Raw genomic sequence first — 25,945 nt, 5'->3', positions numbered from 1 at the left:
CATGAAAGTTTATAAAGAACCTAAAGAGCTTAGCCAGCACGACCGCATGCCTGGCGATTTTAAAGTCCTGTGGCCAATCGTGAAAGATGCTTTTGCCAAACGCCTGTGGTTATTTAACAAAGATAACCGATTGTGGTATACACCTGAAGAATTTTTGGAGAGCTATCAGAAAAAGCAAATGAATAATTATGAGGTCAACACGGTAAAGCAGAACCTGGTGATCCGTGATCCCCGAGATGGTAATATGGCTTACCACAAAGAAGTAGAACGGCGCACCGAACGCTATCATCAGGAAATAGGAGAATTGCGCATTAAAGGGGAGGTGTTCTTGAATAAAGTGATCGAATACTACCAGAGCAAACAGCACAGACTATGAAGATCATCCTGAGTGGAAAGCTGCATTATGGAAGAAAATTGTTTTACATATTATCGGAGGAACATCTCCAGCTGGTCTATCGTATTTTGATCTCGTTCTCCTGGAAAAGTTAAATGTCAATAACACATCCAAAAATAAAAACAGTATCAAGCGACTGCTACGCGGTTTATTAAGATTATCCTAAAAAAATAAATGAAATTGTTTTAAGTTTGCCCCTGATCTTTGCGTGATACTTAACGTTTATACTTTTATCTGAGTTGTTGTGATTATAAAAACGGTATTAATATGATAAGAGCGGTTATGATCTTGTTTTTCTCATTTGTAAATTTGCAGTTCGTCAAATCACAGATAGTATTTTCGTCTGACGATGTTGATTCTGTAAAAATTGAACTTAAAAAACCTGAAAAAGTTCCTAGTCTTTCCAAGATTTTAGCAAGTTCTTTTGCATCGCAATTTGATACAAATAAAATGAAAAAAGCTTCGCAGAAATTTCATGTGTTCGTTTTATTCGGAGTTAAGATCGGCTCAAATGGAAAAGTTGAAGCTCTGTACACCAGAGAAAAAATGCCGACTGCATTGTTTAGTATCATGAGAGATGGTGCGAACCTTGAAGAAGCTATGAAGAAACTAGATTACGTATTTAAAGGCAATGAAAACAAAATATTAATGCTTCCTATGCTTTTTAAAAGGCTATCAAGTGATAATTCGGATAAAACAGAGTGGGACTATACACGTGATTTGTTCAACATATGGCCAGCGATTCCCTTAGATAATAAGCTCCAAATCGTTTTCCTAGATACATATTATGCTGCATTTTCACATCATGTAAACTAATGAATTGGCTATTTTGCTAACCTAGGTAATAAAAAGGCAATATAGATAAGTGAGCATTTAATTCAATAGGCAAAGCTATACAAGATTCGGTGTGTGACCCTAAATCAACGATGAGAAGTATGAGATTTGTCTCCGCCGTTTTCCTTTTTACTTCCATTTCCATTCTAAATTTTTCACATGCCGTATATTATAAATTTTAACTATGTCTACTATTTCTTGATTTAAGACGGCATTAGTTTTAGGAACAATTAATGTGTATCCAGTGCTTATTTTCATAAAGTAGTGGCTGCCTATTTCCTCGACCACCTGAAACTCAGAGATTTTAAGATTACTGTCTCCGGTTCTGTTGTTCATTTTTATTACGTCACCTACAATTTCAAGATGCACAGTTTCGTTACCCACACCTTTCCGGTAATTTTTTGTATGTGAAGTATAGTGGCGTTTATGCCGCCATCTAAGATAGATATTGCCAAAGACTATGGCCAGTACGGAGAAAAATACACCGTAATAAATCAGGAAATTGCTTTCGGAAATTTTACCGACTAGCATCATCAAAACGCCAAACAATATCAAATAAAACCAGCTTTTCCTCCGGTTGCTTATTTTCAGGTCATTGGTGGATGCGTCATATAATTGAAAAGTAATGTGGTCGTGTTCTGTGATCGTAACTGTATGCGTCATTTGGTACTTCTATATCTAGTTATAAATATTGACAAAAAATCTCATTGGTGCAATACAGCTCGGATACAGTTTTTGTAAGAAAATACAAAACTCAGCTCAGTGGGGGGATCAAGTTTTGCAAAATCTTAGTCTCGATCTTAGAAAGGAATTCCCAGATTCCACAGGATTTTCTGTTAGAAATTTGAAATATATTAGAAGTTTTTATCAGTTCTATTCATCAATTGGGCAACAGACTGTTGCCCAATTGATGACACAATTAAGTTTGTTGCCATGGGGGCATAACATACTGATATTTAGTAAGTCTATTAATTTAAATGAAGCTAAGTTTTATATAAGTCAAACCTTGGAGAACAATTGGAGTAGAGATGTACTTGCCTTACAAATAAAATCCAACTTGTATAAAAGAAAAGGAAGATCAATTACCAACTTCAAACATACCCTGCCGGATGTTTATTCAGATTTGGCGATACAAACTTTAAAAGATCCTTACGTTTTTGATTTTGTAGCCTTAACGACTGAGGCAAAAGAAAGGGATATCGAAAAGCAGCTTGTGACGCATATCACAAAATTTATGCTAGAGCTGGGAAAAGGATTTGCGTTTGTTGGGCAGCAATATCACCTTGAAATTGCTGGAGAGGATTATTATCTAGATTTATTGTTTTATAATATTCCTCTAAAATCATATGTGGTGATTGAACTCAAGAACACTAAATTTGTGCCTGAATACGCTGGCAAGCTAAACTTTTATTTATCTGCAGTAGACGATCTGCTAAAAAAAGAGGATGATAAACCTACTCTAGGTATGTTGTTATGTAGGGATAAGAATAATATCGGTGTGGAGTATGCATTGAGAGACATTAATAAACCGATAGGGGTAAGTGAATTTCAATTTACCGAGATTTTACCAGACAACCTTAAAAGCAGTTTGCCAACTATTGAGGAAATTGAAAATGAGCTAAAATTCGATGATAGCGAATCCTGAATGATATAGATATCAGCCTGAAGTTCACGGAGAAATTCAAATTTGTTTCTAAGGGCGCCATTATAATTCCAGGCTACTATCTTCATGGCTTAAGGCGTAAAAGGGTATCTATATTTTTAATTTGCTTGATTCGGTAATCTCTTTGAATACCAAGATATCTGCAATCGTAAAAAGTAGCATTTCTGTATAAAAAAGCTCTTGACGGTCGGGGCCATTTGGCCAGGCTGCAACAGCAATAGCTATTACGCATGGCTGCTAAGTGGGTGGTCAGTTTGCCCGAAATGGAATGATCAATTTATCCGTATATACAGTTTGAAGACAGAATTAAAAAAAGCCAAAAATGGCCAAAACAGTTTGAGGTTGTTTTTTGTTTTTTTTGAGATCTTCTTAATGATTTACAATTATCTGCTTTTTTAATACATTCTTTCCTTGAATAACGTGCATAAAGTATTGCCCATTCGGTATGTCCCCAACATTTATTGACAATTTTTTAGAAGTTGAAATGTTATTTTCTGATTTTATCAGTTTGCCATTATTGTTAAATAGTTTATAGTCAAATTTGGAAAGTGCCATTTTTCTACTTAAGGTCTCCATATCCGTTCGCTGATCAAGACTTTCTGGAAAGTGAACTATTAATTCGTTCGATGCTGGATTAGGATAAATAACTACAGCCTTATCCTCACCGGAACTCATTGCCATTCTCAAAGGTGTAATCCCACAATGACTGGTAGTGGTGCATTTAAATCTAAAATTAGTTCCTTTAGATCCACAAGGCCCTGTAATGGTTGCCGATAAGGAAATTTCTTGATTAAGAGCTGTGAAATATATGGTAACATCATTAATTGACTGAACCCAATTAAGATCCCAGGTATTAGCTGGGCCGCTCCAAGTAATCGTTGACCCAAAGGGCACAACCATATTTGTTTGAGTAGACATGCATGCATCATTCGCTAGGAAGCTAAATTTTACACTTGGTACTAAAGGTACGTATCCCGATGGAGTATTATAAGTGCCTTCGACTACCGCTAAGGAATTAGCAGACGTAATCGTTTTATTAATAGGGGATGAACTGCCACAGGATGATGTAATTACTCCAGTTAAAGTGAATACTTGAAGTGTTGTTTTGGTAAGTGTTGCAACATTGCCACTAGTCGTCAGCGAAGCAGCCCACGAAGGTGAAATAGACCAGGATACAGATGCGCCAGATGGAAGCGAACTCATTGAATAATTTTCTATATTACAAAGGTATGCGTTGCCAGAAACTGTCGGCCCATTTAAATCACTTCCAACTCCTAACTGGTAATAACCTATGGTTGTTGGGTATTTATTGGTTACTTTAATTAGGTAAGTGGCACCGAGAGTAGCATTAATAGTAACCTTCGAATAGATCGATGTACCGGACTTATCGTCATTAGTTGCGATTAAGGTATTACTCGTATTATATACATTTAAGATTGTATTTACTGATGGCTTACCAACTATTCCATTAGTAAAAATATCTACGTTTCCGGACTGTGTTGCTACATATTCAACCCAATCGTCATCGCAAGATTGAGCTGGACTGAGTCCATATTGAGCATGAAAATTTCGACTCTGACTTCCGCAATAAGGTATCGTGTCTGCGTCATCTAATCTGTTATCCGGCTCATAATCATCAAACATGGAAATTGGATCCTTCCACTGAGTTGGTCCCCCATACATTGCGTTTACTAACATAACCGCAACTTGTCGCCTTGTAAATTCAGTTCTGCAATACGCATATTTGTTTGTGGACATCAAGTTAGCAGGTGATGGTGACTCACTTCCTGATGGAGGGTTAGCGTAAGAATCCCCAAAAAAATCGTAGTTCCCCAAAATGTAGGAACAACTTTCGTTGTCCTCTAATCCAGGGTCTGCAGGAGTATCCTTTAAACCGTCACCCGTAGATTCACACATGACTCTGCTTCCAAATGGTTTACAAAATGAAATTAAGTTATAGGTTCTAGTTCTGTCGATGGGTTCCTTCAAGCATCGACTACGATCACTATATTGATCAGTGTGATCTAAACCTAAGAAATGACCTACCTCATGTGAAAAAATACTCGATGCTGCGGAACTTTCTGCGGCATTTTCACCTATCGTAACTGCCCCTGAAGTGTTCATTCTAGTTGAAAATCCCCTTACCCCTTCAGTTTCTTTTGTTAAAAAAACATTCATCTTCCCCGGCTGGAAATAATTGGCTGCCAATGTCAAAAATTCACTATTTGAGAAGGTCATATAATCGGAGTTGTCAATATATTCGACACCGCAGGATTGATAGAATTGAATGTATGTATTATTGACCCGAAAAGTTGTATTCAAATTATCTATTAGTGTTCTTACCCGATTAGTATCAATAACTCCTACACCGTTACTATATCTAATGATATGGAATTTTACAGGGATCCAAACCAAGGTTGGATGGTATGCAAAACGTAAGTTATCATTGTCAGATGGATAATTTATGCTGTCAAGGAACTCCTCTAAGTATTCATTGTTGTCGTAGTATGGGAGATTTATAAATTCTAATGAATCTCTATCTAAATTTCCGCAAGTTAAAGTATCGGAGAACATCTTGTTTGATTTCAGAAAGGTTGAATTATCTCTTCTTAAATAACCAGTTAGTATAAGCAATACGATTGCTAATGATGCGAGCGAAAATTTCATGATATATTTATTTTTCTATTCTGATTTTAGCTATGACGCTATTGTATTCCTCAGCTGCAGGCTTTCCATTATAGTTAACTTTCAAATACTCAAGCGTACTGCCATTACATATGCTTGCAATCCGCTTGTAAGAACAATCAATTGTATCCCTCTGTTTATCCAAGTCAAGAAAGAACCTCTTTGTCAGATCTTGATTCATGGGCATGATTTCATTGCCTCGATGAATCCGGATTGCTATTGTATGATATTGGAGATAATTAGACGAAGCATCTGAGTAATCATCCACAAAATACGTCAATGGGTTTTCCTTATCATCAAATAGTTTTATGTTATCCAGTGAGTAGACTTTGCTGGTATCGACTAATAATGGCTTTCCCGTTTCCTTGCTGAAAAATTCTAGTATTATGAATGAATCGTAGGCACTTTCCGGATCTACAAACTGGCATGGATCTTCGCGCCTGCATCCCAAGGAGATTATTATCAGCAAAGATATTATAGAAAATATTATCCTAGTATAAATATTCAAAAGCGAACGATAATAGAAAGACATGGGCGATGAGAGATTAATAAAATTTCATTACGAAGTCATTGCATTAGCACAACAACATAAAAGTAATATACTAATATACTGTTTTATTTATCACAAAGAAATATTTATTTATGATTTTATAACTTAACATAAAGGTTTTTAAATTTGCAATGTAAAAGAATGATCCAGAATTGATTATTTAAGGTAATATCCGCAATACGCCTTTTTCTCCTAAAGCTGCATCATTTGAATGCTTTGCACATAACAATGCGATGATTTGGTTTAGGGAATGATTTGAATATAATTTTATAGTTAGCTCACTAAATTTTTCGGTATGCTCCTAAACCTCCTTAAAAATATAATTAGATTTTATAAATTACTAAAATAAAAGTATAACTTTAGTGTATTATTAAGAAATGTTTTGCATTTAAACCTTAATTTTCATTTAATGAACACATCTTGGCAAAAATTATTATTACCTTTTTTTATTAGTGGCATTGGCATTCTAGCTATAATATTCATGCTATTTTTCTTTGTGGAAACTAACGAAATCCAGAAAGCACTCGCCAAGCCACCTACATTTGCAGAAAAAAGTGATAAAATAAAATTGCCTGAACGAATAACCAAATGGAATGATTTGTATGCGCTAGAGAAATTTACGTTAAGCAATCGATATTATCATGCTCAGTTGCTTGTCAGAAGCAGAATGCTTACGCTAAATTTGTCATTCTTAACTGGAATTACACTTGCATTTATTGGTGCTATATTCATACTGGGTAAATTTTCGGAAACACCTACGGATATGTGTGCTGGGAGTGATAAAATTTCTTTGAAAATCCTTTCAGGATCTCCTGGAATAATATTATCTATTCTTGGAGTTATTTTAATTTGCTTTTCAATTTCAAGTAAATCAACGATTGACGTAACTGATGCTCCAACATATATCCACAGTAGTTCAGATGACCAAAATCAACATGATTTGATTGAAAATCAAAGGTTAACTCAGGCCTATTATATCGACTCTGCTAAAAAGGCGGCTGTCGATTCTATAATTAACAGTCTAAAATAAGTATGAAAAATTTAGCAAAACTTATTTGCATTTATATTTTCATGATGACTCCTGCTCATGCTTTTGCGCAATCTAAATTTCAAGTAATAAGGTCGAAATGGTCTGAAAAGAAATATAAAGAAGTCATCGTGCTCGGTAAAGCTTACCGCAATACCCTTAATGGAAAGGGTATCCCCGCTTTAGATTACATGATCCTTTCGAGTATATGTTTAACAAGCAGCGACCGTGTTAAAACCTGTAAGAAAGTTAAATCTATCGTTGAAAGTTACTACAGAGCCATGGATCCTGTTGAACAACAAGTAATGAAAAGAGGTTTTGATAAAGTTTGTGAAACAGGAGACGTTGAACTCAACCTTTTAGCTAATAATTCAAATTCTAGGCAAAGTGCGCAGGCTCAACGCGGCGGCATTAGAGGACAATTCAAAACATTCATGCTGATTAGTGAAAGCTTAGAAAATGAAGGGATATTTAAGGATATGAGTGTTAGTCTTTTTTCTGAAATCTACGCCAATAAGGACCGTGAGATAGCTGAAGTCCAAAGTATTGACAATGATTCTAAAATATCACGAATAAATGAAAGGGTATCAAAGAACGATGAAGGAGCAGTGAAAAAAAGACTAGAAAGATTTGGAAATAATGCGACACACATTAAATCAGAAAATTTCATAGTCATAGCAGATAGATCTACAGAGCTAAATCTCAAGACGGTCAGTAAAAATCTCGAAGAAGTATTGGCCTATTATCAACGCCTGTTCAAAATGAGTGTGCCACAGGATTATATTATTGTAAACTTGATTAAGGATTACAATGCTGTGCGTCCTTTTATAAGTCGTTACTACAAAAGCAAAATTACATTTGAACCCCTTGGATATTCAAGCCCTGAAGACAATACAATTATTGCATGGATCGCGGCTTCTGATATGATCGGGACGCTTAAACATGAATTGGTCCACTTGTTAATGAGATCGACCTTCAGTTTTATACCTCCCTGGTTTGAAGAAGGTCTGGCCTCATTGTACGAAGAATCTCGATTTTCAGGTGATACATTGAAGGGAATCGGGAATTGGAGAGGTCCCATCTTAAAAGAAAAATTTATTAATTTTCCTGTTGACTCAATGGTAACCGATGCGAATTATGTTTTTACTTCTGCGCAGAGAGACAGCATGAAGTTCAGATTTACTAACTACATCATCAGGGGATCTTCAAGAGTTGGTCACTTAAGGCAGCTTTATGCTGAACATAAGAATGAACTTGGACCAATATTGGACGTTTTTTTGCAAAATTATTTGACTCAATACAAAAATGCTCTTTCGAGGTATTTTGTAATGTATATGCAGGAAACCGGTCGTTTGCAAGCCTTTTATGCATTATTGTTGAAACGTGATCAGTTGATATTTGATATGGAAGAAATTAAAACTGATCAAGAACTACTTTGTGAAAGTTTCAACAGGGACAATCCTAAAATGATCTACGATGATTTTTATACTTGGCTTAATCGATTGTAGAAATGGTTCAACAGCGATTGGTAAATAGGTAATGATATTTTTGGCTATTTAATTATGAATGAAAGGATAATTATAATTCATGGATACAGCGATTGCTCTGAATCTTTTATTGCTTTAAAGCAATGGCTGGTTGACCAGCAGCGTGGGCAAATCGACACAATTTATTATGCCGATTATCAATCAAGAGAAGACAGTTTGTCTTTCAATGACGTAGCAGATGGGTTAAACGATGAGCTGATTAAAGGTAATCTCATTAATCAAGACGGTAGTTCTGACTATAAGCTTAAGATAATAGTACATTCGACGGGAGGACTGGTGGTGAGATATTGGATTTGGCAGTATTACTACCATAGAGGAAGAATAGATAAATGCCCCATAACAAATATTGTAATGTTGGCTCCAGCTAATTTTGGTTCTCCGCTAGCGCATCGTGGAAAATCCTTTCTAGGAAGCTTAGTAAAAGGGAGATGGAAGATTGGAGATTTCCTCGAAGTTGGAAGGAAAATCCTTGATGGACTAGAACTGGCCAGCGCATTTCAGTGGAGCCTGGCTCATAAAGATCTGCTAATTAGCAATCCATATTTTAATTGTGAGCAAATAAAAGTTACCATATTGGTTGGGATGAAGGATTATGAAGGTCTGAGAGGATGGGTGAACAAGCCAGGAACTGATGGCACAGTAGTGATTTCCGGAACTAACCTGAATGCGGTCAAACTGACGCTAGAATTTGTAAAACCTGTAGGAACGGAAACGTACACTCCGCATAGGTGGTCGGGCAAAAAAAGTGTTTGTGACCTTGCATTCGGGATTCTTCCCAATCATGATCATGGTACAATTGTAGAACAAGCCACTACTGATTCAAATCTGAGCCGATTAATATTGACTGGCCTAGCTGATGATGTTGAGGTTTTTAAGGCTTTGAAGACCGACCTTGACTCGATCAGCTCCAATTCATATAACACAAATAACAAGAATAAATACCAACAATTTATATTTCACGTGGTGGATGACTATGGATTGTCAGTAGATGATTTCTCACTTGAATTTTATGTCTTCAAGAAAAGCAAGACAGATGGAGTAGTCATTATAAATGACCATATGACATATCTGGAAGACGAATACAGTAGCAGGATCAATGCAATTATTACTGAGGAGGTACACCAAAATTCCATAGATAAAAGTTACCGGAGATTATTGGTTGACCATTTTGCTCTTAATTCATTTCTATCAGTATTGAACGGTGATCCCAGCTTAGTGAATGGTTATGTGATTAGCATGAAAGTATTTGTTCCTAATGTATGTAAAGGAATCAGCTATGATATTGATAAACTGGAAAACGTCGTGATTTATGACTCCGATACACAAGAGGATTTACAAACTTTTTTCTTTGAGAATACAACAACATTGGTTGAACTACAGGTTGATAGAAATAACTCGTATGTAAGGGTTGGAACAGTGGCAATTTCTAATTAAATAAAACTTTAAACAATGAAAATAAACGATTTAATTCAAAGGAGCAGGAGTTTTTAAGGTCACAAATTGTGACCTTAAACGATGCAAAGGATTTAAAGCCGCAAGTTATTAACGCAAGTAATAAAAGAGGGTCTCATACAAAGTACTTGAGTAATGTGTTTTCTGAACAAGGGTTGGCTATGCTGGCATCGGTTCTTAAAAGCGATAAGGCTGTCGTAATGTCGGTTCAAATAATGCGTGCATTTGTGGCGATGCGAAAATTTCTGAAAGACAATGCTGAAGTCTTGGAGATTGGAGAATGTGGAGCGAAAGCAGTCGATGTTAGAGTATGATTCTGATCAAAAGTTTGATAAGATTTTTTTTTACTTGTCATAAATATCGGTTTGTTGTTCCGAATGAATATTATACTAGCCCTTTTTTCGCTTGAAAAATAATAGATAGTTTTTATCAAGGCCAAAACCATCATCTTTGTACCAGAACTTGTCTAATATTTCAAAAATCTCTTCGTCTGTTCTAGGCGGCGAATTATATTTTGACATGGCCCATCCGTGCTCCCAATCGAGTTCCACTGCGTTAGTATCTAATAAGGCTTGGATAACTGTGAACGCAGCACGTTTCAGTTCAGGATCTTGCATATCCCTCTCTTTATCATTTTTATTCAGGTAAAAAAGAATATCACCGATGTGTTCAATTGCTAAACGATTATTAACTTTATCGCCATTTAATATGAAATCAACAATCCACTCATAGTTATTTATTTTACTTTTATCTAGAAACCTATCATCTAACATGTTCGCTAATTATAAAATCTAAATCTACGAATTGTAGCACCAGTGTTTCTTTTTAATGGTAAATTAGTATTCAATCAAATTAACGCTTCTTCTATGAATAATCATTATCTAACTGTTCTTTGTCTGAAGTATTACACCAATGCATACGCAATAGATTGGAGTTTAAAAATCGATATTAATTCACTTTAACTGTGTCAAGATGAAAAAAGCACTTTTTAGCATATTCATGATATTACTATATTTTAGCAACGTCAGATCGCAGGAGCGTCCAACTGAAGAGAAATATCGAAAAATTTGGTCTTATATTCTTGACACAAATAAACTGGAGTTTAATATGCCTAAAAACTTTTCAACAATTATGATGAAAGATTGTAATTATGGGATTTGGGATTGTAAAAATGGTCGGAAATATGCGTTTCAACATGTATTAATCAACTCGGATAGTACAATAGCTGTTGGAATAAGGATTGATTTCAATTACACATGGGCTAATTCTAAGGGAGAGCCAATGTCAACTAATGTGAATTGGATTCAGAATGCCAAAGATCTTTATAACTTTCGGGTGGATCTAAAAAAGGAGCATCAGGATTTGGATAATCAGTTGCTCAAAAGGCATTGGAATGCAGCATATGGTATGAAGTTTTCTAGAAGAAGGTGTGATACTCCTTTTATTAAAGACTATAGTAACCATAAAAGCGTGGTTATCGCAAATAAAGATATACAAATACTCTTCGATTATTTTTATAATAATGAATTTAATAGTAAAGTAGATGGTGTAATCGATTCAACCATTACAATGTTAAGAAAGAAATAAATTCAGGTAGCAATTGCAAATAGCTACCTGAACTTTGTATCGCGAGTTATGGCATTCCTTAGCATGGCCACGTGGTTTGCATCCATCAGGCTAATTTAAGAATTATGTTCAATTGGTAAAGCTAGTTGTCTTACATCAGAGCAGGATTCTTTAAGGTCGCAAATTGCGTCCTTAAAGAAAAGAGGTACACATAATAAATATTTGATCACGGCATTTTCAGAACACGGCATACTAATGCTAAGCTCAGTATTAAGAAGTGCAACTGCCGTTAATGTGGGCGTTCAAATCATCAATGCGTTTTGCGGAGATGAGAAGGTTTTTAAAGGACAATGCTACACGTGGGAAACAAGAAAGTTGTTTGCAATTCGTTCAAAGTTACCAAAGAGGCGATAGATGAACTGGAAACTCGATTTCAGCAGGTTCAAGTTAGCGGTAATAAGGACGAGCAGTTCCGGCTTATAAAGCCTTTTTTTGCGGTCGCAGCCAGCGGGGATGCTAAATTTATCAATCGCTTGCTAAATTTTCATAAAACCTTTCCCATGATACTGGAAAATGAAAGTGAATTCCTGAGTAAGTGGCAACAATGTCTACGCGACTTCTTGGCAGTTAATAATGCCAATGCCCTCAAGTAAGGTATTAGATTGAAGAAGAAGAATACACACTATTAATTTGGTGCTGGGATTCAGGATTGTACTTGCAGATTAGGATGATAACGACCAATACAATAGTTAATAGGGCGATTGCGGCAAATTTACTAGAGTTAGTCCGGTCAGACTTGTCCCAAATTGGCAGGAATTGGAAAATTGCGAAGAGGATTTCTGCAAGTATGCTCATAAGCTCATTTATATAGCTTAAAGATAAAGAAAAAATCTATTATAACAATTCATGATGTAGTTGCAAATCAAGTACCTGTAGAACTCAATCGTTTCATGGTAACTAAGATCAATTGAAGGGTTTGTGTTCTGAAACTTGAATGTTTAATCTGCACTAATTTGGGTTCGATCTTCGAGGATGACTGTGTTTAGAGTTACTATTATATAGGCGGCATTAGGAAAATTACCAAAATGCCATTCTTTTGTTATAATTTCATTTGGAGCATTTGGGCCAAAAATTTCTGCAGGAGTGGATGAAAAACCGTAGTGATTTTTTATAATCTCATTATGAGTATTGTAGATCGTAATGTTAAAAACGGTACCTAACACCTTTTTGTTAGATATGTTTTGGCACTTAACCTCAACTAATAAGGAGCCAGTTTGGGAGATATCTTTGATCTTTGAAGAAAGTATAGTAACATATCTTTCGATCAGATCATCGGCAGTAATTTTATAGAGATTACTTCGCAGAGGACCTATCGATGCCCGAAAGGTGTATTCTCCTTGCTTGTCTGTTTTAAACCTGTTCCCAGTAAATGGCTTTCCGTCCAAAGTAAGCTCATAATCGTGATTTACTAATGCATTGTTAATATCAGTTACTTTTATTGAAAACATCGCCTCTGAAATGTTGTCCGCCCGTATGTGAGCACCAGTCTCCAAAACTGATCTATTAGAATTTAATACTAGTTTATGTGGTTTACCATCTAGATTTTCGCTCGCCTTTATCGTCAATATGTTGCTGATAAATTTTCCAACCGATGCTTGAAATATATAATCACCAGGAATAGCTGTCTTAAATGTATTTCCTTCAAATGGAACACCATTTAGCGTGATCCTAAAATCCTCATTTAAAATTTTTCCAGAGGCATTAGTCACAACTACTTTTAGAATTGCCTCATCCTTATTATTGCCATTTAGTTCGGTCTTGCTGGAGGTTAATTCAATCCTGTCAATGATTGAATTTATATCTATTTCTTGCAGCCGGCGGGGTTTCTTACATCCAAACAGACAAATTGAAATAATGAATAGTACTGGTAAAAATCTTTTCATCTGGATGTTTTGTGATTTATAGGTCCTCTGGTAATGCAGAAGGTTTTTGTACAAGATATAAAAACAAAGGATTGATTCAAATTTTCTATATGAGTTGAGGCGTAGAGGTTACATGGAAATGAAAATAAAAGAAAATAAAGACATGCTCAATGCGCTGGCTAAACAGCGCAAAGAAGTTGCTTCTTCCAAGGAAGCGGCCAAATCTTTATTAGTCCAACTGGGTATATATAATATACTCATCCCTAAAGATTCTAAATCAGCTACCACCTCCCCAGATTAGCGGAGTTATGTATTCATTAAAGCCAGGTTTGGTAATTGGTTTTCACGGTTGTGAAGAATCAGTTCGGAATGATATTGTTTCAGGAAACTCCTCAATGAGGCCAAGTGAGAATGCTCATGACTGGCTTGGAAAGGGATTCTATTTTTGGGAGAACAATTTTGATCGGGCATTGGATTTTGCGTCAAATCCACCAGGTAAAAAGAAATATACAAGTCCTGCTGTACTTGGTGCAGTAATTGACTTGCAATATTGCCTTGATTTACTTGATAAACAATATTTAGAATGGGTGAAATACTCATATAAGAATCGAAGCATGTTTGCAAATTGAGAATCTTCACGTTATGAGAATTAGTAATAATCTTGAAAATTTCGATTCTGCTCGTGGCGTTTTCGTAGAGGGGGATGAGCTTTATCCTGGAGCTGGATTTAGAGATAAAAACCATATTCAGCTCTGTATCAGGAATCCGAATTGCATCAAAGGCTTTTTCATCCCAAGAAAAGAGGTAAAATGGAATAACAGTCGGAATTAATTTCCATACTAAATTCATGGAAAATGAAACTGATCACAAACTGTGACCGGTTCAAAATATTAAGACATTCTCATTAATGTATGCTTATTATGAGTCGGGAGTGGCCATCCTTTTCACGCATTTTAATCACTCAAAACTAATGTACGGTGCTACCGACGAAATAATTATCTCGATCAGTTCTTCATCCATATATTGATATTCATCCGGGATGTTTAATACCACGAGATCTTTATTTGATATTAAGATGGGAGAGCGTTCTCTTAATTGATCGCGGTGACGTTTTTCCATAACGAAAATAAGATCTGCCCACTCGATGAGTTTTTCAGAAACTTTAATGCGGGCACTTGCAGCAGTGCCCGCAGATCGTACATTATGGAGCGTACTTTCTTTAAATAGATGTTCGGCTGTTAGGCTACGCCATTTATTACGACTACAGATGAAAAGAATGTTCAAGACAATTATCCTTGGTAAGTATATCGCACACGATCGTTTACGCTCAATTTATGTGTAACGCGTTTGAGGTGTTCTTCGTAGGTTGTATGATCGGCTTGGCAGGAGGTTGCAATTGATGCCAATGTGTATTGTGCTCTCGCTAAATCAAAATTTTGAAGCTCCTCGGCATATAAACCAAGGCTTTCGTAAATATTTGCCTTGCATACGCCGGGAACCTCCAGTGCGCTTTCGGCAACCTGAGTAACTGATTTATGCATCTTTAAGGTGATCAGCAGCTTAAGGTAGTGCTCGTATACTTCTGGAAATGCTGCTTCCAGTTCTATACATTTCTTAAAATAATAACCTGCTGCCTGGTAATCTTTAAATTGATAATAATAAAGGTAGCCCAACTGATAATATGCTCTGGCGTAGCCTGGATCCGAGTTGATAATCTCGTTGAATAAATGAAGTGCCTTTGGCAACTCTCCATAATTTAGTTCGTCTATGGCCTGTAAGTATTTTTCTTCTGCAGTGTATAAAATGTCCATAAGGATCTATATTGTTTTTTCAAGGCCCATTGCCTTGCAAAATGATTAATAAAAATGAATTGTATAGGGACTGAACCTGAGGATTGTGCCGGAGGCACTACTTCATACCCAGGCCCATTAGCCGACAAGACGGGCTATTTAGGTTTTGGCGGATATGATTGAAGAATAACATGACTGAAAAATTTTTACAAGTATACGAAAAGTTAGTCAATTATAAGTGACCGTTTTATTTTGCTTAATGGTCGGAAGACTACTATTGAAAAATTGGAAGTCACAATTTGTGACTTCCAATAGAGAAATAATGGGATTAAGGAAACTATCCATATTATTTATTGAGCAGGACTAACATGGCTATTACATCAAGCGACCCAGAGCGGAACCATTTGACTATACAAGAAGCAGGCATGACCTTTATCGTTATTATATGTTCAGGCTAAAATAATTGGCTTTGTTACTGCACAATACTTTAATTATATTTGTATTATCAAAGAATTCAACATAAAATCGATGAGTATAAAGAAATGGCCAGCAGTCATAAAGGACATGTTGCGCCCACTCGTTCAACAACCAATCGTCAGGATAGTCTAGCTGCGGTAATCAGGTCCAAGAAAGATGCTGATGAATTTATGGCCGAGCTTGAAAATGCTGTAAAAAGATCACTATAATCTACATCTTTATTCTATTTACACAACAATTTACTAATCTCCTTGGCATGTGTATAAACCATCAGGTGGCCACCTCCATTCAATGCCACATCTGGTTGCGTATATTTAATAGGTAATATCTTGTCGGATGTTCCGTGAATGTGTGTAAGATGATCAGGTCTCACTACATTCCTCCATCCAAGAATACAACCCAACGCCCATTTTAGAAAGACAGGGTCGGTATCTGCAACTATCTGATCGAGCAATTGCTTTTCTGACTGTGTCTTTAATCCAAAAAGCCGATACATTATAGCACTTGTGCGTTTAGCTAAGCCTACAGATAATATTTGGTGTAGTTTTAATGTTCCGGCAAACCGGTAATACCAGGGTAGTTGTGTGTAAGTTGAGATGCTTGAGATGATATAAGTATGAACTGGATGTAGTTTCCTGGCAATCTCCGTAGATAACATGCCTCCAAATGACAAGCCAACTAAATAGAATGGGGTAGAAGTATCAATGGCTTCAGAAAGCCTGTCAGCATAGTGTTCCAAAGACTCATTTGGTAGCGGTTTTATCCAATCCATATAGATTAGCTTATAGTCTGCCGGGAAAGTCAGGTTCTTAAATACCCTTTTATCTGCCCCAAGGCCACTAATAAAGTATATTCGTTTTGACATGTGCTAAGCGAGACTCGGCCTTTAATTAATGGATTCCTCGATAAGAACCTTGGGAAGAACTTTTTCCATTATCAACCTCTGCTTTGGTTCTATGTTTACGAATTTCCATGCAGTTTTTCCGTCCTTCGAAATAGCCCAGGAATTTTTGATTGGATTGATTGTAAATGTTTCTGTCAGTTCATCCAACTTGACATTGTCAGAGCCAAATGTATTGGCAAATGCTTCCTTCGTCATAGAAAGCCGTGTTGATTTTTCATCCGCAGTTTCCGTATCGCTGATTTTCATCTTTAACGTCATTGCGGAAATATATTTGATTTTCGCATAGTAGCATGTATCAATTTTCCTTACGTCAGCGATTTCTTTAATATCAAAACCGATAAACTTTACCTCCATGTCCTTGTTTTTAAGTAACTGCTCAAACATTTTGACCATTTCCGCTCTCGGCACAATAGTAAATATGGCTTCCGGGATATAGTCCATTGATTTGTTGAACTCACCTTTCACCATATACTGGTTAAATTCAGTAAAACGTTGTTTGATGTTCGTTTTGTATTCCTGAGCAAGACTGGTGAGGCTTGTAAGAACAAAGAATAGGAGTGTAAGCGTACGGTTGATGTTCATGTTGATTTTTTTCAAATATAAGGTTTTGTTAAAGAGTTTCTGGGTTTAGCCATACCACATTTTCCATAGTGGTCGGGTAGCGAGTCTTTTTAAAATCAACGTGACTTTGATCGATATTTAACCTACGAGTCGATAGGGAAGTTTTTGACTTCAACTGGTGGGATAGAGGTGTTTTTAAAAGTGGTATTTTGAACATTGCAATCCATAAAATGAGAAGGGGTTTTCAAGCAGTATATTTTCCCCTTGTTCAGGAATTTTGAATGCCATATTGGTTGCATAGAAGGTCAAATTTTCCAATGCTGATCATGAAAAGAGATGCAAAGAGTAGGGTCATAAATTATGCTGCTTTAAAAAGGCCTGTTCCTCTGCGGTAATATGATCATCGTCTATAGCAGGTGCTGTGCTGATTTTGGCAACATTCAACTCATCCATCATGTCAACAAAGTTTTTATAGCTTGCTCCCGATGTCGGCTTAATGATCACCACGATAGATTTTCTAGGATCATTGCTATTGGCTGTAGCTACAGCCCGGGAGTTAGCAAAAAGTGATTTTCTTATCCCTTTAAAATCTTCGATTTTGGGTGTGTTTTTGCCATTTTCGCCCATATACCAGGCGACTTTGTTGTCTTTTGCCAATAAGATAGTCATGGTTCGTGATGCAGGGAGCACGTTCCATACAGTTGTATCGCCTTCATCTGGTTTAGCCACATCCATAGCGATTGGTTTGGATAGGGAAGTAGTGAGCATGAAAAAAGTGATCAGCAAAAATGCCAGGTCAACCATAGCAGTCAAATCTACTTTAGGAGCTGCTTTTCTGTTTCGGGAAATACTTAATTCGGCCATGTCTTTTAGTTTAGTTTAAATGACGATGCTGAAAAAGTTGTTTTTCCATAATTTTACTACCTGAAATCTGGTTTCAGATTTGCAGGGAGCGAACGGCATGCGTACGGTAGCGGACAGTTAACCTAAAGGCTCATTTGTCCCGTCTTAACTTCTCCGCCTGGAGCATAGCTAGCTATAATTACCCCGGTTGTAGATACTTCGGTATTGAGCAATTTCCAATTCAGGGGTTGCGTTCCGTCATCAAAAAGCCGTTGACCAGTGCCGAGCGTAACCGGGAAGATCCAGTTCTGCATAACATCAATGAGGTGGTGCTTCAATAGGGTCTGAACGAAGTTGCTGCTGCCATAAACCAATAAATCAGGCCCTTCGGTGCTTTTTAACGCTTTTAATGCAGCAACGACCTCGCCGGTGATGAGCGTTGAATTTACCCAACTCAGGTTCAAGGCCGAGTTGGAGACCACAAATTTTTGTACCATATTGAACGTATCCGTGGTAGGATTGGGTTCCTGGTTTGGCCAGAATGCTGCAAAGATATCATAGGTGCGCCTGCCCAGGAGCAAGTCATAGGGTTGCGCGGTGGTTTTGGCCATCGCTTCATTCATCAGCTTATCCCAATAGCGTGCTGACCAGCCTCCCCATTGAAAATTGTTCTTAGTGTCTTCTTCCGGTGAACCAGGTGACTGAATTACTCCGTCCATGGTCATGAAGGTACAAACTGTGATCTTTCTCATCTTTGATGTTTTTATAAATGTACGAATATGTGACCTTTTTCTACGCGCTTACATGACCAGGCTTTCAGTCAGGTAGCCGGTAACGGCAGACAAATATTCCTGCGGGATATCGTCGCATCCTTTGTGCTCCAGGTGATGGAGGTCTTTTGCAGCTGCTTCAATAAAGACCCCGGACTGGCTGTCGTATTTGAGAAATCCCAGGTCAAAAAAGCGCTCCTGGACTGATGACGAGCTGTCCCTGGTTTTCAGCAGCATTCTTTCGATGCAAAGATTTTCCTTGCCTATGAGCAACCATTCATAGCGGCGTTCATTGCCATCATTCTCCTGTAAAGAAATCTCCAGGATGGCCAGGTTGGTGTTGTCCAAAAATTCGTGGCAGTGAAAATCGATCTGTCCGTTCATAAGCTAATAAATGTGAAATTATCCCCTGGCGAACATGCATCAATTGTGCCAAAAGTAAGCGTTGAGGAATACCAGGGTTTCATTGATTATTACTTTATGCTTTAAAGTGATTGTTGATTATTTAGAGAAATAGTAATAGAACATAGCTTTCACGATGGGGCTCATATTCCGTTTTCCGGTCACCCAGTCTGAGATGCTCTCCCGGTCTATGCCGGTATCAAAAGCGATCTGTTTGATCCTGATTCCTTTTTCATTCATTTTTTGCTCCAGCCAGGCGGGAGTAACGGCGCTGGCAGGTGAGGGGCGAAAAGTAACAGGAAGGATAACCAGTTGCGATTGGAGCAGAAACTTGCTGAAAAGTTCCTGTGTTCTTTTGACCAATGTGGCTTCAGTTGCGTAATTGCCGGATTTGTTTTCTTCCTGCCGGCACTCAATCTCGGTGACATGTTCGTCTGCATATTTAATGGTGAAGATGATGCTGGACTCTCGTTGGTGTCTTTCGGCAGCCTTGTCAAGTTCGCTGATTTGCTCCGAAGAGAGTTGTTGGGTCAGTTTATCTAAATTTATGATCATGTTCATTTTTTATTTAGGAGATAACAGCGTTTTTGTTTATTTGTTTACTGCCATTATTTATCAACCAGATGAAACTTTTTTCTTGCGCTGGTGGTTATTCGGTTATGTCGTTTTCACCAATGGACATGTTGTGGCTGGAGACTATATATTAAGGTGCTGCTGATAAGTTTGTTTGCGGTCCTTATTTTTCGATCAATGAGCTTCTGGGAACCATGGGCTTTGACCCATGTAAGTAACATTACCTGATTAACGATAAACTTAACCTATAAAGACATGGAAACAAATAACGAATACAACGAGCCTGGAGCGGCGCATGTGCCGCCTCAATACAGCGGATCAGAAATGAATGCGGTTGAAAAGATCCAGCTGGCTTCTGAGGCAGAAGCAGTTCACTTTTTTAAAACGGTAAAAGAACGCTTGCTGGATGTAAACCGCTGGACGGAAATTGCAGGCGGAGCGATGTCAGACTTTTTTCTTACAGATGGGGAAGGAAATCTGGTACAGCGAAAGGCTGCAAGCGGGGACCATATCAAGATTGATATTCCCGGGCCTGGTACCCAAACCGGTGGCGGCTATGATTGGGTAACTATTGAAGAGATTAAAGCGCAGGTACTGGATGATGCGGAGGTATTGAGCATGACCGTCAGACCATCCGCAAATCCTTTGACCAGTAGTGATGAAACCGCTCATTTTTTAACTGCGGAGGCAACTTCTACTTTTCAAGTGAAGCGCGTTGGCAATGCCATCTATGCGGAAGAACATGGTCGTAACGAAGTGCCTAATACGGATACCGAAAATACGCTGGATAACGTCCGCAATACTTTTGTGGGCTGGGGTGCTAAGGTTGGGCTCTCCTATCCGCAGTGGAAGGCTTTAGTTAAAGGGCTGTTGAATCATGATAACCCTTGCCAGTCTGCTTAATGTAAATCGATAATATATATCCTTAACTGATGATGTAGAGGGTCAGGAATACAATGCTTTTTACAACTTCCAAGGTCATTTCCCGGACGATAAGCCGCCCTGACTGCTTAGGTTTTCGCTGTATTTTTTCGGTATTTCCATTTGAACAGCAGCATGGCTGTATTGAGCATTAAGGAAAATATGTTGGTAGAAATGATGGGAATATCGGATTTGGAACTGCCGTAATAGACCCACATGGAGTTTCCAATGATCAATACGATGAACATGATCCATGACACATCGGAGGCCTTTTTCTCCTGTATGGTTTTAACCAGTTGTGGTATCACTGAGGATGAGGTACAGATGCCCGCTACAAGGCCCAGTATTTGAATGGAATCCATAGGTATGCGCTAATTTGGTTATCATTGCTTGGCTTCTGTTTTAGATTTTGTGGCGGTCTTTGCTCGGTTGTTGTTGTAGTTGCCATAATTTTAGTTTTTCATGAGTTAAATTTTCGTTATTTGCAGATGTGACTTCCTTGCTCGCGGTCTTCTTAAATATAACTCCGGTAAAGTTTTAGTGTAATTGACGCTAGGTTTTTTTCATCAAAGTCAAGGCTAGTCCTGTAACAACTGCTCCCAACAAGTAATATCCGATGGTGAGGGTTTTGACCTGATTGTTTTTAGCGACTGGTTCTGGATCTAAACCCATGGGCTCTGGTAAAGTAACTGCGCCAATGCCCGCACTTAGTCCCATCATGGCGACTTTTGGCCATAAGTATTTTGGATTTCCTGCGCCGATCAGGCTATAGTAGAGGGTATTGCCGATGATATCTCCTGCAAGGGTGGCCTGGTAAAGATTTTCTTTGCTTTGAATGTCTGCACCAAAGTAATGAAGTGCTTTCTGCAGGGCGTCTTCACCGAGCAGGTCTACTCTGGGCATATCAGGGCTTTTTTTCTTTAAACTTTCGTGCAGTACGTTTAAGGCGATGGCGCCGGCTAGTCCGGCAACCAGGTTTTTAATTTTGCTCATGGTGTTCAGGATTTAATGCTTAGCCAGTCTATGGCAGCTTGAAGGTCATTTAACTCGAATCCTTTTGCTTCTCCGGGACTGACATAACTGAAAATATCTGTGAATTTTTCGACTGCTTTCTGATCGGTTACGATGGCCATTTTTTTCCAGTCTGTGAAATGTTTGATTCCGGCAACCAGGTCTTGTATCCAGGCTCCAGCGGTGAAATTCTGGACATCGGTTTCCAGTACCAGCAGATAATAAATTTCTTTGTAGCGTTCGCTTAGGGATTCTAGTCCGGGCAGTAACACATTTTTAAGGTCATCTTTGGTGACCTCTCCGCTTGCGCGGACTCCGAAGATATGATCGGGTAGGTTTTGAATAACTGTCAGCATAATTTCTGGATATTTTTATTTAAGAACAGGTCTTGGGTGAAATGGTTTTAATTCATTATGGGGACAAGAACAGCGGGGTTTGACTTTTTGTTTAATAAATGTTAAAATAATTTTTATGAAACATTCTGTTTAACAAGGTGTTGAATTTATGCTAACTAAAACATCTATTATGAAAGCAGCAGTATTTCACAAACCCGGAGACATCAGTTATACCACAGTCGCCGATCCAAGGATCGAGTTGGCCACCGATATCATTTTAAAAGTAACCAGCACAGCGATATGCGGTTCTGACCTACACATTTTAAGTGGAGCGGTTCCGCAGACTACAGATATGGTGATGGGTCATGAGTTTATGGGAATCGTTGAAGAAGTGGGTGCGGAGATCAAAAACCTGAAAAAAGGAGACCGCGTGATTGTTCCTTTTCCAATAGCCTGCGGATCTTGTTTTTTCTGTAACCATGGCGCTTCGCCGAGTTGTGAGAACTCCAACTATAAACATTATGGCCCTAATGGAGATATGATGGATCAAAAGGGAGCGGGGTTATTTGGCTATACTGATCTGTATGGTGGGTATTCTGGTGGACAGGCAGAGTATGTGCGTGTGCCTTATGGAGATGTGAGTCCGAGGATCATTCCGGATAACCTGACCGATGAGCAGGCACTTTTTTTAACGGATATTTTCCCTACGGGATGGTCTGGTGTAGACTGGGCACAACTTAAAGGCGGAGAAGTCGTAGCAATTTTTGGATCTGGCCCTGTCGGACTAATGGCACAAAAAGCTGCCTGGTTAAATGGAGCGAGCCGTGTGATTGCCATTGATCCATTAGATTATCGCCTGGAAAAGGCAAAAGCGGTGAACAAAGTAGATATACTTAACCCTCATAAAGTCGATGTAGTGGAAGCAATTCGTGAAATGACCCAGGGAAGAGGTGCGGATGTTTGCATAGATGCGGTGGGATTTGAGCCCGAACGCAGTTTTATGGATAAAGTAAAAGCAACGATTAATTTTGAAAAAGGGAGCATAAAGGTACTCGAAATGTGTTTTGAAGCGGTCCGTCGTAGCGGAACGGTATCAATCCTGGGCGTTTATGGTAGCCCTTATGATAATTTTCCACTGTTTAGAATGTTTGATAAAGGAATCACCATTAAACAGGGACAGGCTCCGGTATTGAATTATATCGATCATTTGATTTCGCTGGTAAAGGAAGAAAAGGTGGTGCTGGACGACATCATCACACATAGCCTTCCTTTGAGCGAGGTGGCGCAGGGATATAAGCTTTTTGACGAAAAAGCGGATGATTGTGTGAAAGTTGTTTTAAAACCCTAAATGATGAAAACTATGAAAAAGGATAACATACTTGAGGATCCGACCACGAAGTATCCGAAACCACCGTTTAAGGAACAAAAACAACCCTGGCCGGGCTTAGCTGGAAAAATGGATCCAAAGCCCGATCACGGGGAAACCAGTTACAAAGGTTCAGGGCGTTTGAAGGGGCGTAAGGCGCTGATTACTGGTGGCGATTCGGGAATCGGGCGTGCAGCTGCTATTGCGTATGCAAGGGAGGGCGCTGATGTAGCCATTAACTACTTGCCGGCAGAAGAACAGGATGCAAAAGAAGTGATTGAACTGATCAAAAAAGAGGGACGTAAGGCGATCGCCATTCCTGGCGATCTGCGGAAAGAAGCGTTTTGTAAGCGGCTGGTAGAGGAAGCCGTGAAAGGTTTGGGAGGACTGGATATCCTGGTCAACAATGCTGCCCGTCAGCAAACAAAGGAATCTATTATGGACATTAGTTCTGAGGATTTTGATGCTACAATGAAAACAAACATTTACGCGCCATTTTGGATTAGTAAGGCTGCTTTACCCCACTTAAAGCCTGGGTCAGTGATTATCGCAACCACTTCGGTACAGGCAACTGATCCTTCGGCTGAGCTCTTTGATTATGCACAGACCAAAGCGGCAAATACCAGTTATGTCAGGTCGTTGGCAAAGCAACTGGGGCCAAAAGGGATCCGTGTAAACGGAGTGGCACCCGGTCCTGTATGGACGGCTTTACAGGTGAGCGGTGGGGCAACAATGGAAAAACTGAAAAATTTCGGTGGGGATACACCTTTAGCCAGGCCGGGTCAGCCTGCTGAATTATGTTCTATCTATGTAGAGCTGGCGGCAAATGAAGGGAGTTATTCAACGGGTCAGATCTACGGTGCAGCAGGTGGCGGTGGACAACCTTAAAGTTACATAAAATTACGACTATGGCTAAGAAGCAAATTACACCATCCACTCCGGTAAGTCCAAGGGATGGTTTAGATAATACAGGAACGCAAGGGTATGATTCCCTGACTGATGATGCGTTTACAGGTTCTTCTGACAAACCGGAGGAAAATCCTGGAGATGATGAGAGTCACACTGGAAGTTCTTCTGAAGATTTTGACAATAGGGAAGATTGATTATGGATCCTTTTAATATCATTATCAATCTTTTCCTTTCGCGCCTTTTATTAATTTGCAATTCTGTAGCGTTTATGCTGTATGAAACGTTACGACTATTAAATAACTATCATGAAGAACAGATCTCTATTTCTTGCTGCCGCAATTTTCCTATTTGCAGCTTGCGGCACGGCCGGAAAACATACTGACTCAAATGTCCTCGGTGCAGATACAACAACGTCCGCTCAATTGTGGGCCAAAATGCTTATAAGGCCGGAATTCAAACTTGGCGATCCCCTGGAAATGCGGTTTACTATATATAACAGGTCGAGTGAGAGCCAGCAGTTTTGCAAATGGCACACACCGTTCGAACCGCCAATGAGCAAATACCTGGACATTACTGATGAGCTGGGTGCTGAAGTACCATACATGGGTGCTATGGCCAAACGGATTATGCCACCGCCTGCAGATAGCTATATAACCGTAAAGCCTGGCGACAGCCTGAGTGTAAAAGTAGACCTGAGTAAAATTTATAGGGTCGATAAAGCAGGTAGATACGTGGTTCGTTATGTGGCTCAGGAAATAAGCGGAGTGTCAGCGAAAGATAGTGTCACTTTCGCAGTGCACCAATAGCTGGTTGATAAACTGGTATACTAATGGCTTATCCGCTTACCAGTCGGGACTGGTGTAGACCATGCCTTTGAGTTTAACTTTTCTATGAACTTCAGGATTGAAAAATCCTTTTTCAATCTTTCTTATGATCCCCTCATCTGAATATCCGATACCAAAATAAGTTCGTGGATTCTCATGGAGCAAGACCAGATCCCCGTTTTCGCTAACCCGTCCGAATTTCAATTGATGTGATCCACCGTTCAGGTCTGAATAATATTGAAGTTTAATGACCCTGACGTTCAAATGGTAATACCCGACAATTCCTCTGTGAATATTGTTTACATCAGCAAGCTTGATGCTGTCGGTATTCTTTATCCCAATTTCCTTAAACCTGCCGTCTGCATAGAACCTGATATAGCTATCCGGATTTTTGTACTCCTCGCTGTCTCTGTAGTAATTGCTATTACGCATGAGGTAAATCGCCGAAGTATCAATCAGCTCATTTGAGGTTAGCCGAGCGGCTTTTTTGCGGTAAGGAAATTTGTAACCAGAGGGCGGGCGAATAAAGCCTTCGCTGTTTATCGTATAGTGTGAACATCCGGAAATCAGAAAGCACAATAAAACTGGCAGGACACCAAAAGCGGTTTTCATGATGCTA

General features: G+C 38.7%; 32 protein-coding genes. 15 read left to right on the top strand and 17 right to left on the bottom strand.

All coding sequences use genetic code 11. The features are described 5' to 3' along the window. Nucleotide 1: 1 nt before the first annotated feature. The gene (locus EZ437_RS17000; RefSeq protein ID WP_131597271.1) at nt 2-376 is read left to right on the top strand and encodes a hypothetical protein; all 375 of its coding nucleotides are present in this window, start codon (nt 2-4) and stop codon (nt 374-376) included. Nucleotides 377-661: 285 nt separating this feature from the next. After that, nucleotides 662-1,210: a hypothetical protein gene (locus tag EZ437_RS16995; RefSeq protein WP_131597270.1), complete on the top strand. Its 549-nt coding sequence runs from the start codon at nt 662-664 to the stop codon at nt 1,208-1,210. Between the two features lie 147 nt (nt 1,211-1,357). Here the strand turns inward: EZ437_RS16995 and EZ437_RS16990 are convergent, their stop codons facing one another. Continuing rightward, nucleotides 1,358-1,891, bottom strand: coding sequence for a hypothetical protein (locus EZ437_RS16990; protein ID WP_131597269.1), 534 nt, complete (start codon nt 1,889-1,891; stop codon nt 1,358-1,360). Nucleotides 1,892-1,919: 28 nt separating this feature from the next. On the opposite strand from EZ437_RS16990, the gene EZ437_RS16985 reads away from it, so the two are divergent. Continuing rightward, complete coding sequence (locus EZ437_RS16985) at nt 1,920-2,873, top strand: PDDEXK nuclease domain-containing protein (RefSeq protein ID WP_205942738.1); 954 nt, start codon at nt 1,920-1,922, stop codon at nt 2,871-2,873. A 387-nt stretch (nt 2,874-3,260) separates the two neighbouring features. Here the strand turns inward: EZ437_RS16985 and EZ437_RS16980 are convergent, their stop codons facing one another. After that, the gene (locus EZ437_RS16980) at nt 3,261-5,558 is read right to left on the bottom strand and encodes a zinc-dependent metalloprotease (protein WP_131597267.1); all 2,298 of its coding nucleotides are present in this window, start codon (nt 5,556-5,558) and stop codon (nt 3,261-3,263) included. A 7-nt stretch (nt 5,559-5,565) separates the two neighbouring features. Continuing rightward, nucleotides 5,566-6,084, bottom strand: coding sequence for a hypothetical protein (locus EZ437_RS16975; RefSeq protein ID WP_131597266.1), 519 nt, complete (start codon nt 6,082-6,084; stop codon nt 5,566-5,568). A gap of 451 nt (nt 6,085-6,535) precedes the next feature. Here EZ437_RS16975 and EZ437_RS16970 point away from each other — a divergent pair, with 451 nt between their 5' ends. Genes EZ437_RS16970 through EZ437_RS16960 form a run of 3 tightly spaced genes read left to right on the top strand, consistent with a single transcriptional unit; the run spans nt 6,536 to nt 10,134 of the window. Next, nucleotides 6,536-7,156 (top strand): hypothetical protein, encoded by a 621-nt coding sequence (locus EZ437_RS16970; protein ID WP_131597265.1) that lies wholly within the window; start codon nt 6,536-6,538, stop codon nt 7,154-7,156. A 2-nt stretch (nt 7,157-7,158) separates the two neighbouring features. Further along, nucleotides 7,159-8,661 (top strand): hypothetical protein, encoded by a 1,503-nt coding sequence (locus EZ437_RS16965; protein WP_131597264.1) that lies wholly within the window; start codon nt 7,159-7,161, stop codon nt 8,659-8,661. A 54-nt stretch (nt 8,662-8,715) separates the two neighbouring features. Continuing rightward, the gene (locus EZ437_RS16960) at nt 8,716-10,134 is read left to right on the top strand and encodes an esterase/lipase family protein (RefSeq protein ID WP_131597263.1); all 1,419 of its coding nucleotides are present in this window, start codon (nt 8,716-8,718) and stop codon (nt 10,132-10,134) included. Between the two features lie 407 nt (nt 10,135-10,541). Here EZ437_RS16960 and EZ437_RS16950 read toward each other — a convergent pair whose 3' ends face one another. Further along, nucleotides 10,542-10,925 carry a hypothetical protein gene (locus tag EZ437_RS16950; protein WP_131597261.1) on the bottom strand — a complete coding sequence of 128 codons (384 nt, stop codon included), beginning with the start codon at nt 10,923-10,925 and terminating at the stop codon, nt 10,542-10,544. A 199-nt stretch (nt 10,926-11,124) separates the two neighbouring features. Here EZ437_RS16950 and EZ437_RS16945 point away from each other — a divergent pair, with 199 nt between their 5' ends. Both EZ437_RS16945 and EZ437_RS16940 read left to right on the top strand, forming a co-directional pair. Beyond that, on the top strand, nt 11,125-11,739 hold the full coding sequence (locus EZ437_RS16945; protein WP_131597260.1) for a hypothetical protein: 615 nt from the start codon (nt 11,125-11,127) through the stop codon (nt 11,737-11,739). A 338-nt stretch (nt 11,740-12,077) separates the two neighbouring features. Further along, on the top strand, nt 12,078-12,371 hold the full coding sequence (locus tag EZ437_RS16940) for a hypothetical protein (protein WP_131597259.1): 294 nt from the start codon (nt 12,078-12,080) through the stop codon (nt 12,369-12,371). A gap of 345 nt (nt 12,372-12,716) precedes the next feature. Here EZ437_RS16940 and EZ437_RS16935 read toward each other — a convergent pair whose 3' ends face one another. Beyond that, complete coding sequence (locus tag EZ437_RS16935) at nt 12,717-13,661, bottom strand: hypothetical protein (RefSeq protein WP_131597258.1); 945 nt, start codon at nt 13,659-13,661, stop codon at nt 12,717-12,719. 118 nt (nt 13,662-13,779) lie between these two features. On the opposite strand from EZ437_RS16935, the gene EZ437_RS21665 reads away from it, so the two are divergent. Further along, nucleotides 13,780-13,941, top strand: a complete 162-nt coding sequence (locus EZ437_RS21665) for a hypothetical protein (RefSeq protein ID WP_165500450.1) — start codon at nt 13,780-13,782, stop codon at nt 13,939-13,941. Nucleotides 13,942-13,946: 5 nt separating this feature from the next. On the opposite strand, the gene EZ437_RS21660 is transcribed toward EZ437_RS21665, so the two are convergent. Next, nucleotides 13,947-14,489: a hypothetical protein gene (locus EZ437_RS21660; protein WP_165500449.1), complete on the bottom strand. Its 543-nt coding sequence runs from the start codon at nt 14,487-14,489 to the stop codon at nt 13,947-13,949. 440 nt (nt 14,490-14,929) lie between these two features. Then, complete coding sequence (locus EZ437_RS16920) at nt 14,930-15,451, bottom strand: tetratricopeptide repeat protein (protein WP_131597256.1); 522 nt, start codon at nt 15,449-15,451, stop codon at nt 14,930-14,932. 521 nt (nt 15,452-15,972) lie between these two features. Here EZ437_RS16920 and EZ437_RS21655 point away from each other — a divergent pair. Next, on the top strand, nt 15,973-16,116 hold the full coding sequence (locus tag EZ437_RS21655; RefSeq protein ID WP_165500448.1) for a hypothetical protein: 144 nt from the start codon (nt 15,973-15,975) through the stop codon (nt 16,114-16,116). Between the two features lie 14 nt (nt 16,117-16,130). Here EZ437_RS21655 and EZ437_RS16915 read toward each other — a convergent pair whose 3' ends face one another. From EZ437_RS16915 to EZ437_RS16890, 6 genes are all read right to left on the bottom strand, one after another. Beyond that, nucleotides 16,131-16,772, bottom strand: a complete 642-nt coding sequence (locus EZ437_RS16915; protein ID WP_131597255.1) for an alpha/beta fold hydrolase — start codon at nt 16,770-16,772, stop codon at nt 16,131-16,133. A 21-nt stretch (nt 16,773-16,793) separates the two neighbouring features. Further along, the gene (locus tag EZ437_RS16910) at nt 16,794-17,408 is read right to left on the bottom strand and encodes a hypothetical protein (RefSeq protein ID WP_131597254.1); all 615 of its coding nucleotides are present in this window, start codon (nt 17,406-17,408) and stop codon (nt 16,794-16,796) included. A gap of 315 nt (nt 17,409-17,723) precedes the next feature. After that, the gene (locus EZ437_RS16905; protein WP_131597253.1) at nt 17,724-18,236 is read right to left on the bottom strand and encodes an ExbD/TolR family protein; all 513 of its coding nucleotides are present in this window, start codon (nt 18,234-18,236) and stop codon (nt 17,724-17,726) included. 122 nt (nt 18,237-18,358) lie between these two features. Further along, nucleotides 18,359-18,967, bottom strand: coding sequence for a dihydrofolate reductase family protein (locus EZ437_RS16900; RefSeq protein WP_131597252.1), 609 nt, complete (start codon nt 18,965-18,967; stop codon nt 18,359-18,361). A gap of 48 nt (nt 18,968-19,015) precedes the next feature. Next, the gene (locus EZ437_RS16895; protein WP_131597251.1) at nt 19,016-19,369 is read right to left on the bottom strand and encodes a hypothetical protein; all 354 of its coding nucleotides are present in this window, start codon (nt 19,367-19,369) and stop codon (nt 19,016-19,018) included. Between the two features lie 117 nt (nt 19,370-19,486). Continuing rightward, nucleotides 19,487-19,942, bottom strand: a complete 456-nt coding sequence (locus EZ437_RS16890; RefSeq protein ID WP_225869607.1) for a helix-turn-helix domain-containing protein — start codon at nt 19,940-19,942, stop codon at nt 19,487-19,489. 273 nt (nt 19,943-20,215) lie between these two features. Here EZ437_RS16890 and EZ437_RS16885 point away from each other — a divergent pair, with 273 nt between their 5' ends. Then, entirely contained in the window at nt 20,216-20,863 is a 648-nt protein-coding gene (locus EZ437_RS16885) for a hypothetical protein (protein WP_131597249.1), read from the top strand. 107 nt (nt 20,864-20,970) lie between these two features. Here EZ437_RS16885 and EZ437_RS16880 read toward each other — a convergent pair whose 3' ends face one another. The 3 genes from EZ437_RS16880 to EZ437_RS16870 form a co-directional block, all read right to left on the bottom strand. Continuing rightward, complete coding sequence (locus EZ437_RS16880) at nt 20,971-21,243, bottom strand: SemiSWEET family sugar transporter (protein WP_131597248.1); 273 nt, start codon at nt 21,241-21,243, stop codon at nt 20,971-20,973. A 190-nt stretch (nt 21,244-21,433) separates the two neighbouring features. Continuing rightward, the gene (locus EZ437_RS16875; protein ID WP_131597247.1) at nt 21,434-21,874 is read right to left on the bottom strand and encodes a hypothetical protein; all 441 of its coding nucleotides are present in this window, start codon (nt 21,872-21,874) and stop codon (nt 21,434-21,436) included. 5 nt (nt 21,875-21,879) lie between these two features. Beyond that, nucleotides 21,880-22,248 (bottom strand): SpoIIAA family protein, encoded by a 369-nt coding sequence (locus EZ437_RS16870; protein WP_131597246.1) that lies wholly within the window; start codon nt 22,246-22,248, stop codon nt 21,880-21,882. Between the two features lie 169 nt (nt 22,249-22,417). Here EZ437_RS16870 and EZ437_RS16865 point away from each other — a divergent pair, with 169 nt between their 5' ends. From EZ437_RS16865 to EZ437_RS16850, 4 genes are all read left to right on the top strand, one after another. Then, complete coding sequence (locus EZ437_RS16865; RefSeq protein ID WP_131597245.1) at nt 22,418-23,575, top strand: zinc-dependent alcohol dehydrogenase; 1,158 nt, start codon at nt 22,418-22,420, stop codon at nt 23,573-23,575. Nucleotides 23,576-23,587: 12 nt separating this feature from the next. Further along, nucleotides 23,588-24,481, top strand: coding sequence for an SDR family oxidoreductase (locus tag EZ437_RS16860; protein ID WP_131597244.1), 894 nt, complete (start codon nt 23,588-23,590; stop codon nt 24,479-24,481). Between the two features lie 20 nt (nt 24,482-24,501). Continuing rightward, on the top strand, nt 24,502-24,696 hold the full coding sequence (locus EZ437_RS16855) for a hypothetical protein (RefSeq protein ID WP_131597243.1): 195 nt from the start codon (nt 24,502-24,504) through the stop codon (nt 24,694-24,696). A 111-nt stretch (nt 24,697-24,807) separates the two neighbouring features. Continuing rightward, the gene (locus tag EZ437_RS16850; RefSeq protein ID WP_131597242.1) at nt 24,808-25,308 is read left to right on the top strand and encodes a protease; all 501 of its coding nucleotides are present in this window, start codon (nt 24,808-24,810) and stop codon (nt 25,306-25,308) included. Nucleotides 25,309-25,344: 36 nt separating this feature from the next. Here the strand turns inward: EZ437_RS16850 and EZ437_RS16845 are convergent, their stop codons facing one another. Continuing rightward, the gene (locus EZ437_RS16845; protein WP_131597241.1) at nt 25,345-25,938 is read right to left on the bottom strand and encodes a hypothetical protein; all 594 of its coding nucleotides are present in this window, start codon (nt 25,936-25,938) and stop codon (nt 25,345-25,347) included. Nucleotides 25,939-25,945 lie beyond the last annotated feature (7 nt).

This window comes from Pedobacter psychroterrae (assembly GCF_004331695.1).
Classification (GTDB): Bacteria; Bacteroidota; Bacteroidia; order Sphingobacteriales; family Sphingobacteriaceae; genus Pedobacter; species Pedobacter psychroterrae.
Note: the sequence above shows the minus strand (reverse complement) of the source record. Positions and strands in the feature narration are given on the sequence as shown.

Coding starts and splice junctions, on each gene's coding strand:
- EZ437_RS16890 (WP_225869607.1), bottom strand. CDS start 19,942: ATGATCATAAATTTAGATAAACTGACCCAACAACTCTCTTCGGAGCAA.
- EZ437_RS16960 (WP_131597263.1), top strand. CDS start 8,716: ATGAATGAAAGGATAATTATAATTCATGGATACAGCGATTGCTCTGAA.
- EZ437_RS16965 (WP_131597264.1), top strand. CDS start 7,159: ATGAAAAATTTAGCAAAACTTATTTGCATTTATATTTTCATGATGACT.
- EZ437_RS16870 (WP_131597246.1), bottom strand. CDS start 22,248: ATGCTGACAGTTATTCAAAACCTACCCGATCATATCTTCGGAGTCCGC.
- EZ437_RS16995 (WP_131597270.1), top strand. CDS start 662: ATGATAAGAGCGGTTATGATCTTGTTTTTCTCATTTGTAAATTTGCAG.
- EZ437_RS21655 (WP_165500448.1), top strand. CDS start 15,973: ATGGCCAGCAGTCATAAAGGACATGTTGCGCCCACTCGTTCAACAACC.
- EZ437_RS16990 (WP_131597269.1), bottom strand. CDS start 1,891: ATGACGCATACAGTTACGATCACAGAACACGACCACATTACTTTTCAA.
- EZ437_RS16865 (WP_131597245.1), top strand. CDS start 22,418: ATGAAAGCAGCAGTATTTCACAAACCCGGAGACATCAGTTATACCACA.
- EZ437_RS21665 (WP_165500450.1), top strand. CDS start 13,780: ATGAAAATAAAAGAAAATAAAGACATGCTCAATGCGCTGGCTAAACAG.
- EZ437_RS17000 (WP_131597271.1), top strand. CDS start 2: ATGAAAGTTTATAAAGAACCTAAAGAGCTTAGCCAGCACGACCGCATG.
- EZ437_RS16885 (WP_131597249.1), top strand. CDS start 20,216: ATGGAAACAAATAACGAATACAACGAGCCTGGAGCGGCGCATGTGCCG.
- EZ437_RS16920 (WP_131597256.1), bottom strand. CDS start 15,451: ATGGACATTTTATACACTGCAGAAGAAAAATACTTACAGGCCATAGAC.
- EZ437_RS16895 (WP_131597251.1), bottom strand. CDS start 19,369: ATGAACGGACAGATCGATTTTCACTGCCACGAATTTTTGGACAACACC.
- EZ437_RS16860 (WP_131597244.1), top strand. CDS start 23,588: ATGAAAAAGGATAACATACTTGAGGATCCGACCACGAAGTATCCGAAA.
- EZ437_RS16905 (WP_131597253.1), bottom strand. CDS start 18,236: ATGGCCGAATTAAGTATTTCCCGAAACAGAAAAGCAGCTCCTAAAGTA.
- EZ437_RS16850 (WP_131597242.1), top strand. CDS start 24,808: ATGAAGAACAGATCTCTATTTCTTGCTGCCGCAATTTTCCTATTTGCA.
- EZ437_RS16970 (WP_131597265.1), top strand. CDS start 6,536: ATGAACACATCTTGGCAAAAATTATTATTACCTTTTTTTATTAGTGGC.
- EZ437_RS21660 (WP_165500449.1), bottom strand. CDS start 14,489: ATGAATTTAGTATGGAAATTAATTCCGACTGTTATTCCATTTTACCTC.
- EZ437_RS16845 (WP_131597241.1), bottom strand. CDS start 25,938: ATGAAAACCGCTTTTGGTGTCCTGCCAGTTTTATTGTGCTTTCTGATT.
- EZ437_RS16855 (WP_131597243.1), top strand. CDS start 24,502: ATGGCTAAGAAGCAAATTACACCATCCACTCCGGTAAGTCCAAGGGAT.
- EZ437_RS16875 (WP_131597247.1), bottom strand. CDS start 21,874: ATGAGCAAAATTAAAAACCTGGTTGCCGGACTAGCCGGCGCCATCGCC.
- EZ437_RS16900 (WP_131597252.1), bottom strand. CDS start 18,967: ATGAGAAAGATCACAGTTTGTACCTTCATGACCATGGACGGAGTAATT.
- EZ437_RS16935 (WP_131597258.1), bottom strand. CDS start 13,661: ATGAAAAGATTTTTACCAGTACTATTCATTATTTCAATTTGTCTGTTT.
- EZ437_RS16880 (WP_131597248.1), bottom strand. CDS start 21,243: ATGGATTCCATTCAAATACTGGGCCTTGTAGCGGGCATCTGTACCTCA.
- EZ437_RS16915 (WP_131597255.1), bottom strand. CDS start 16,772: ATGTCAAAACGAATATACTTTATTAGTGGCCTTGGGGCAGATAAAAGG.
- EZ437_RS16980 (WP_131597267.1), bottom strand. CDS start 5,558: ATGAAATTTTCGCTCGCATCATTAGCAATCGTATTGCTTATACTAACT.
- EZ437_RS16950 (WP_131597261.1), bottom strand. CDS start 10,925: ATGTTAGATGATAGGTTTCTAGATAAAAGTAAAATAAATAACTATGAG.
- EZ437_RS16945 (WP_131597260.1), top strand. CDS start 11,125: ATGAAAAAAGCACTTTTTAGCATATTCATGATATTACTATATTTTAGC.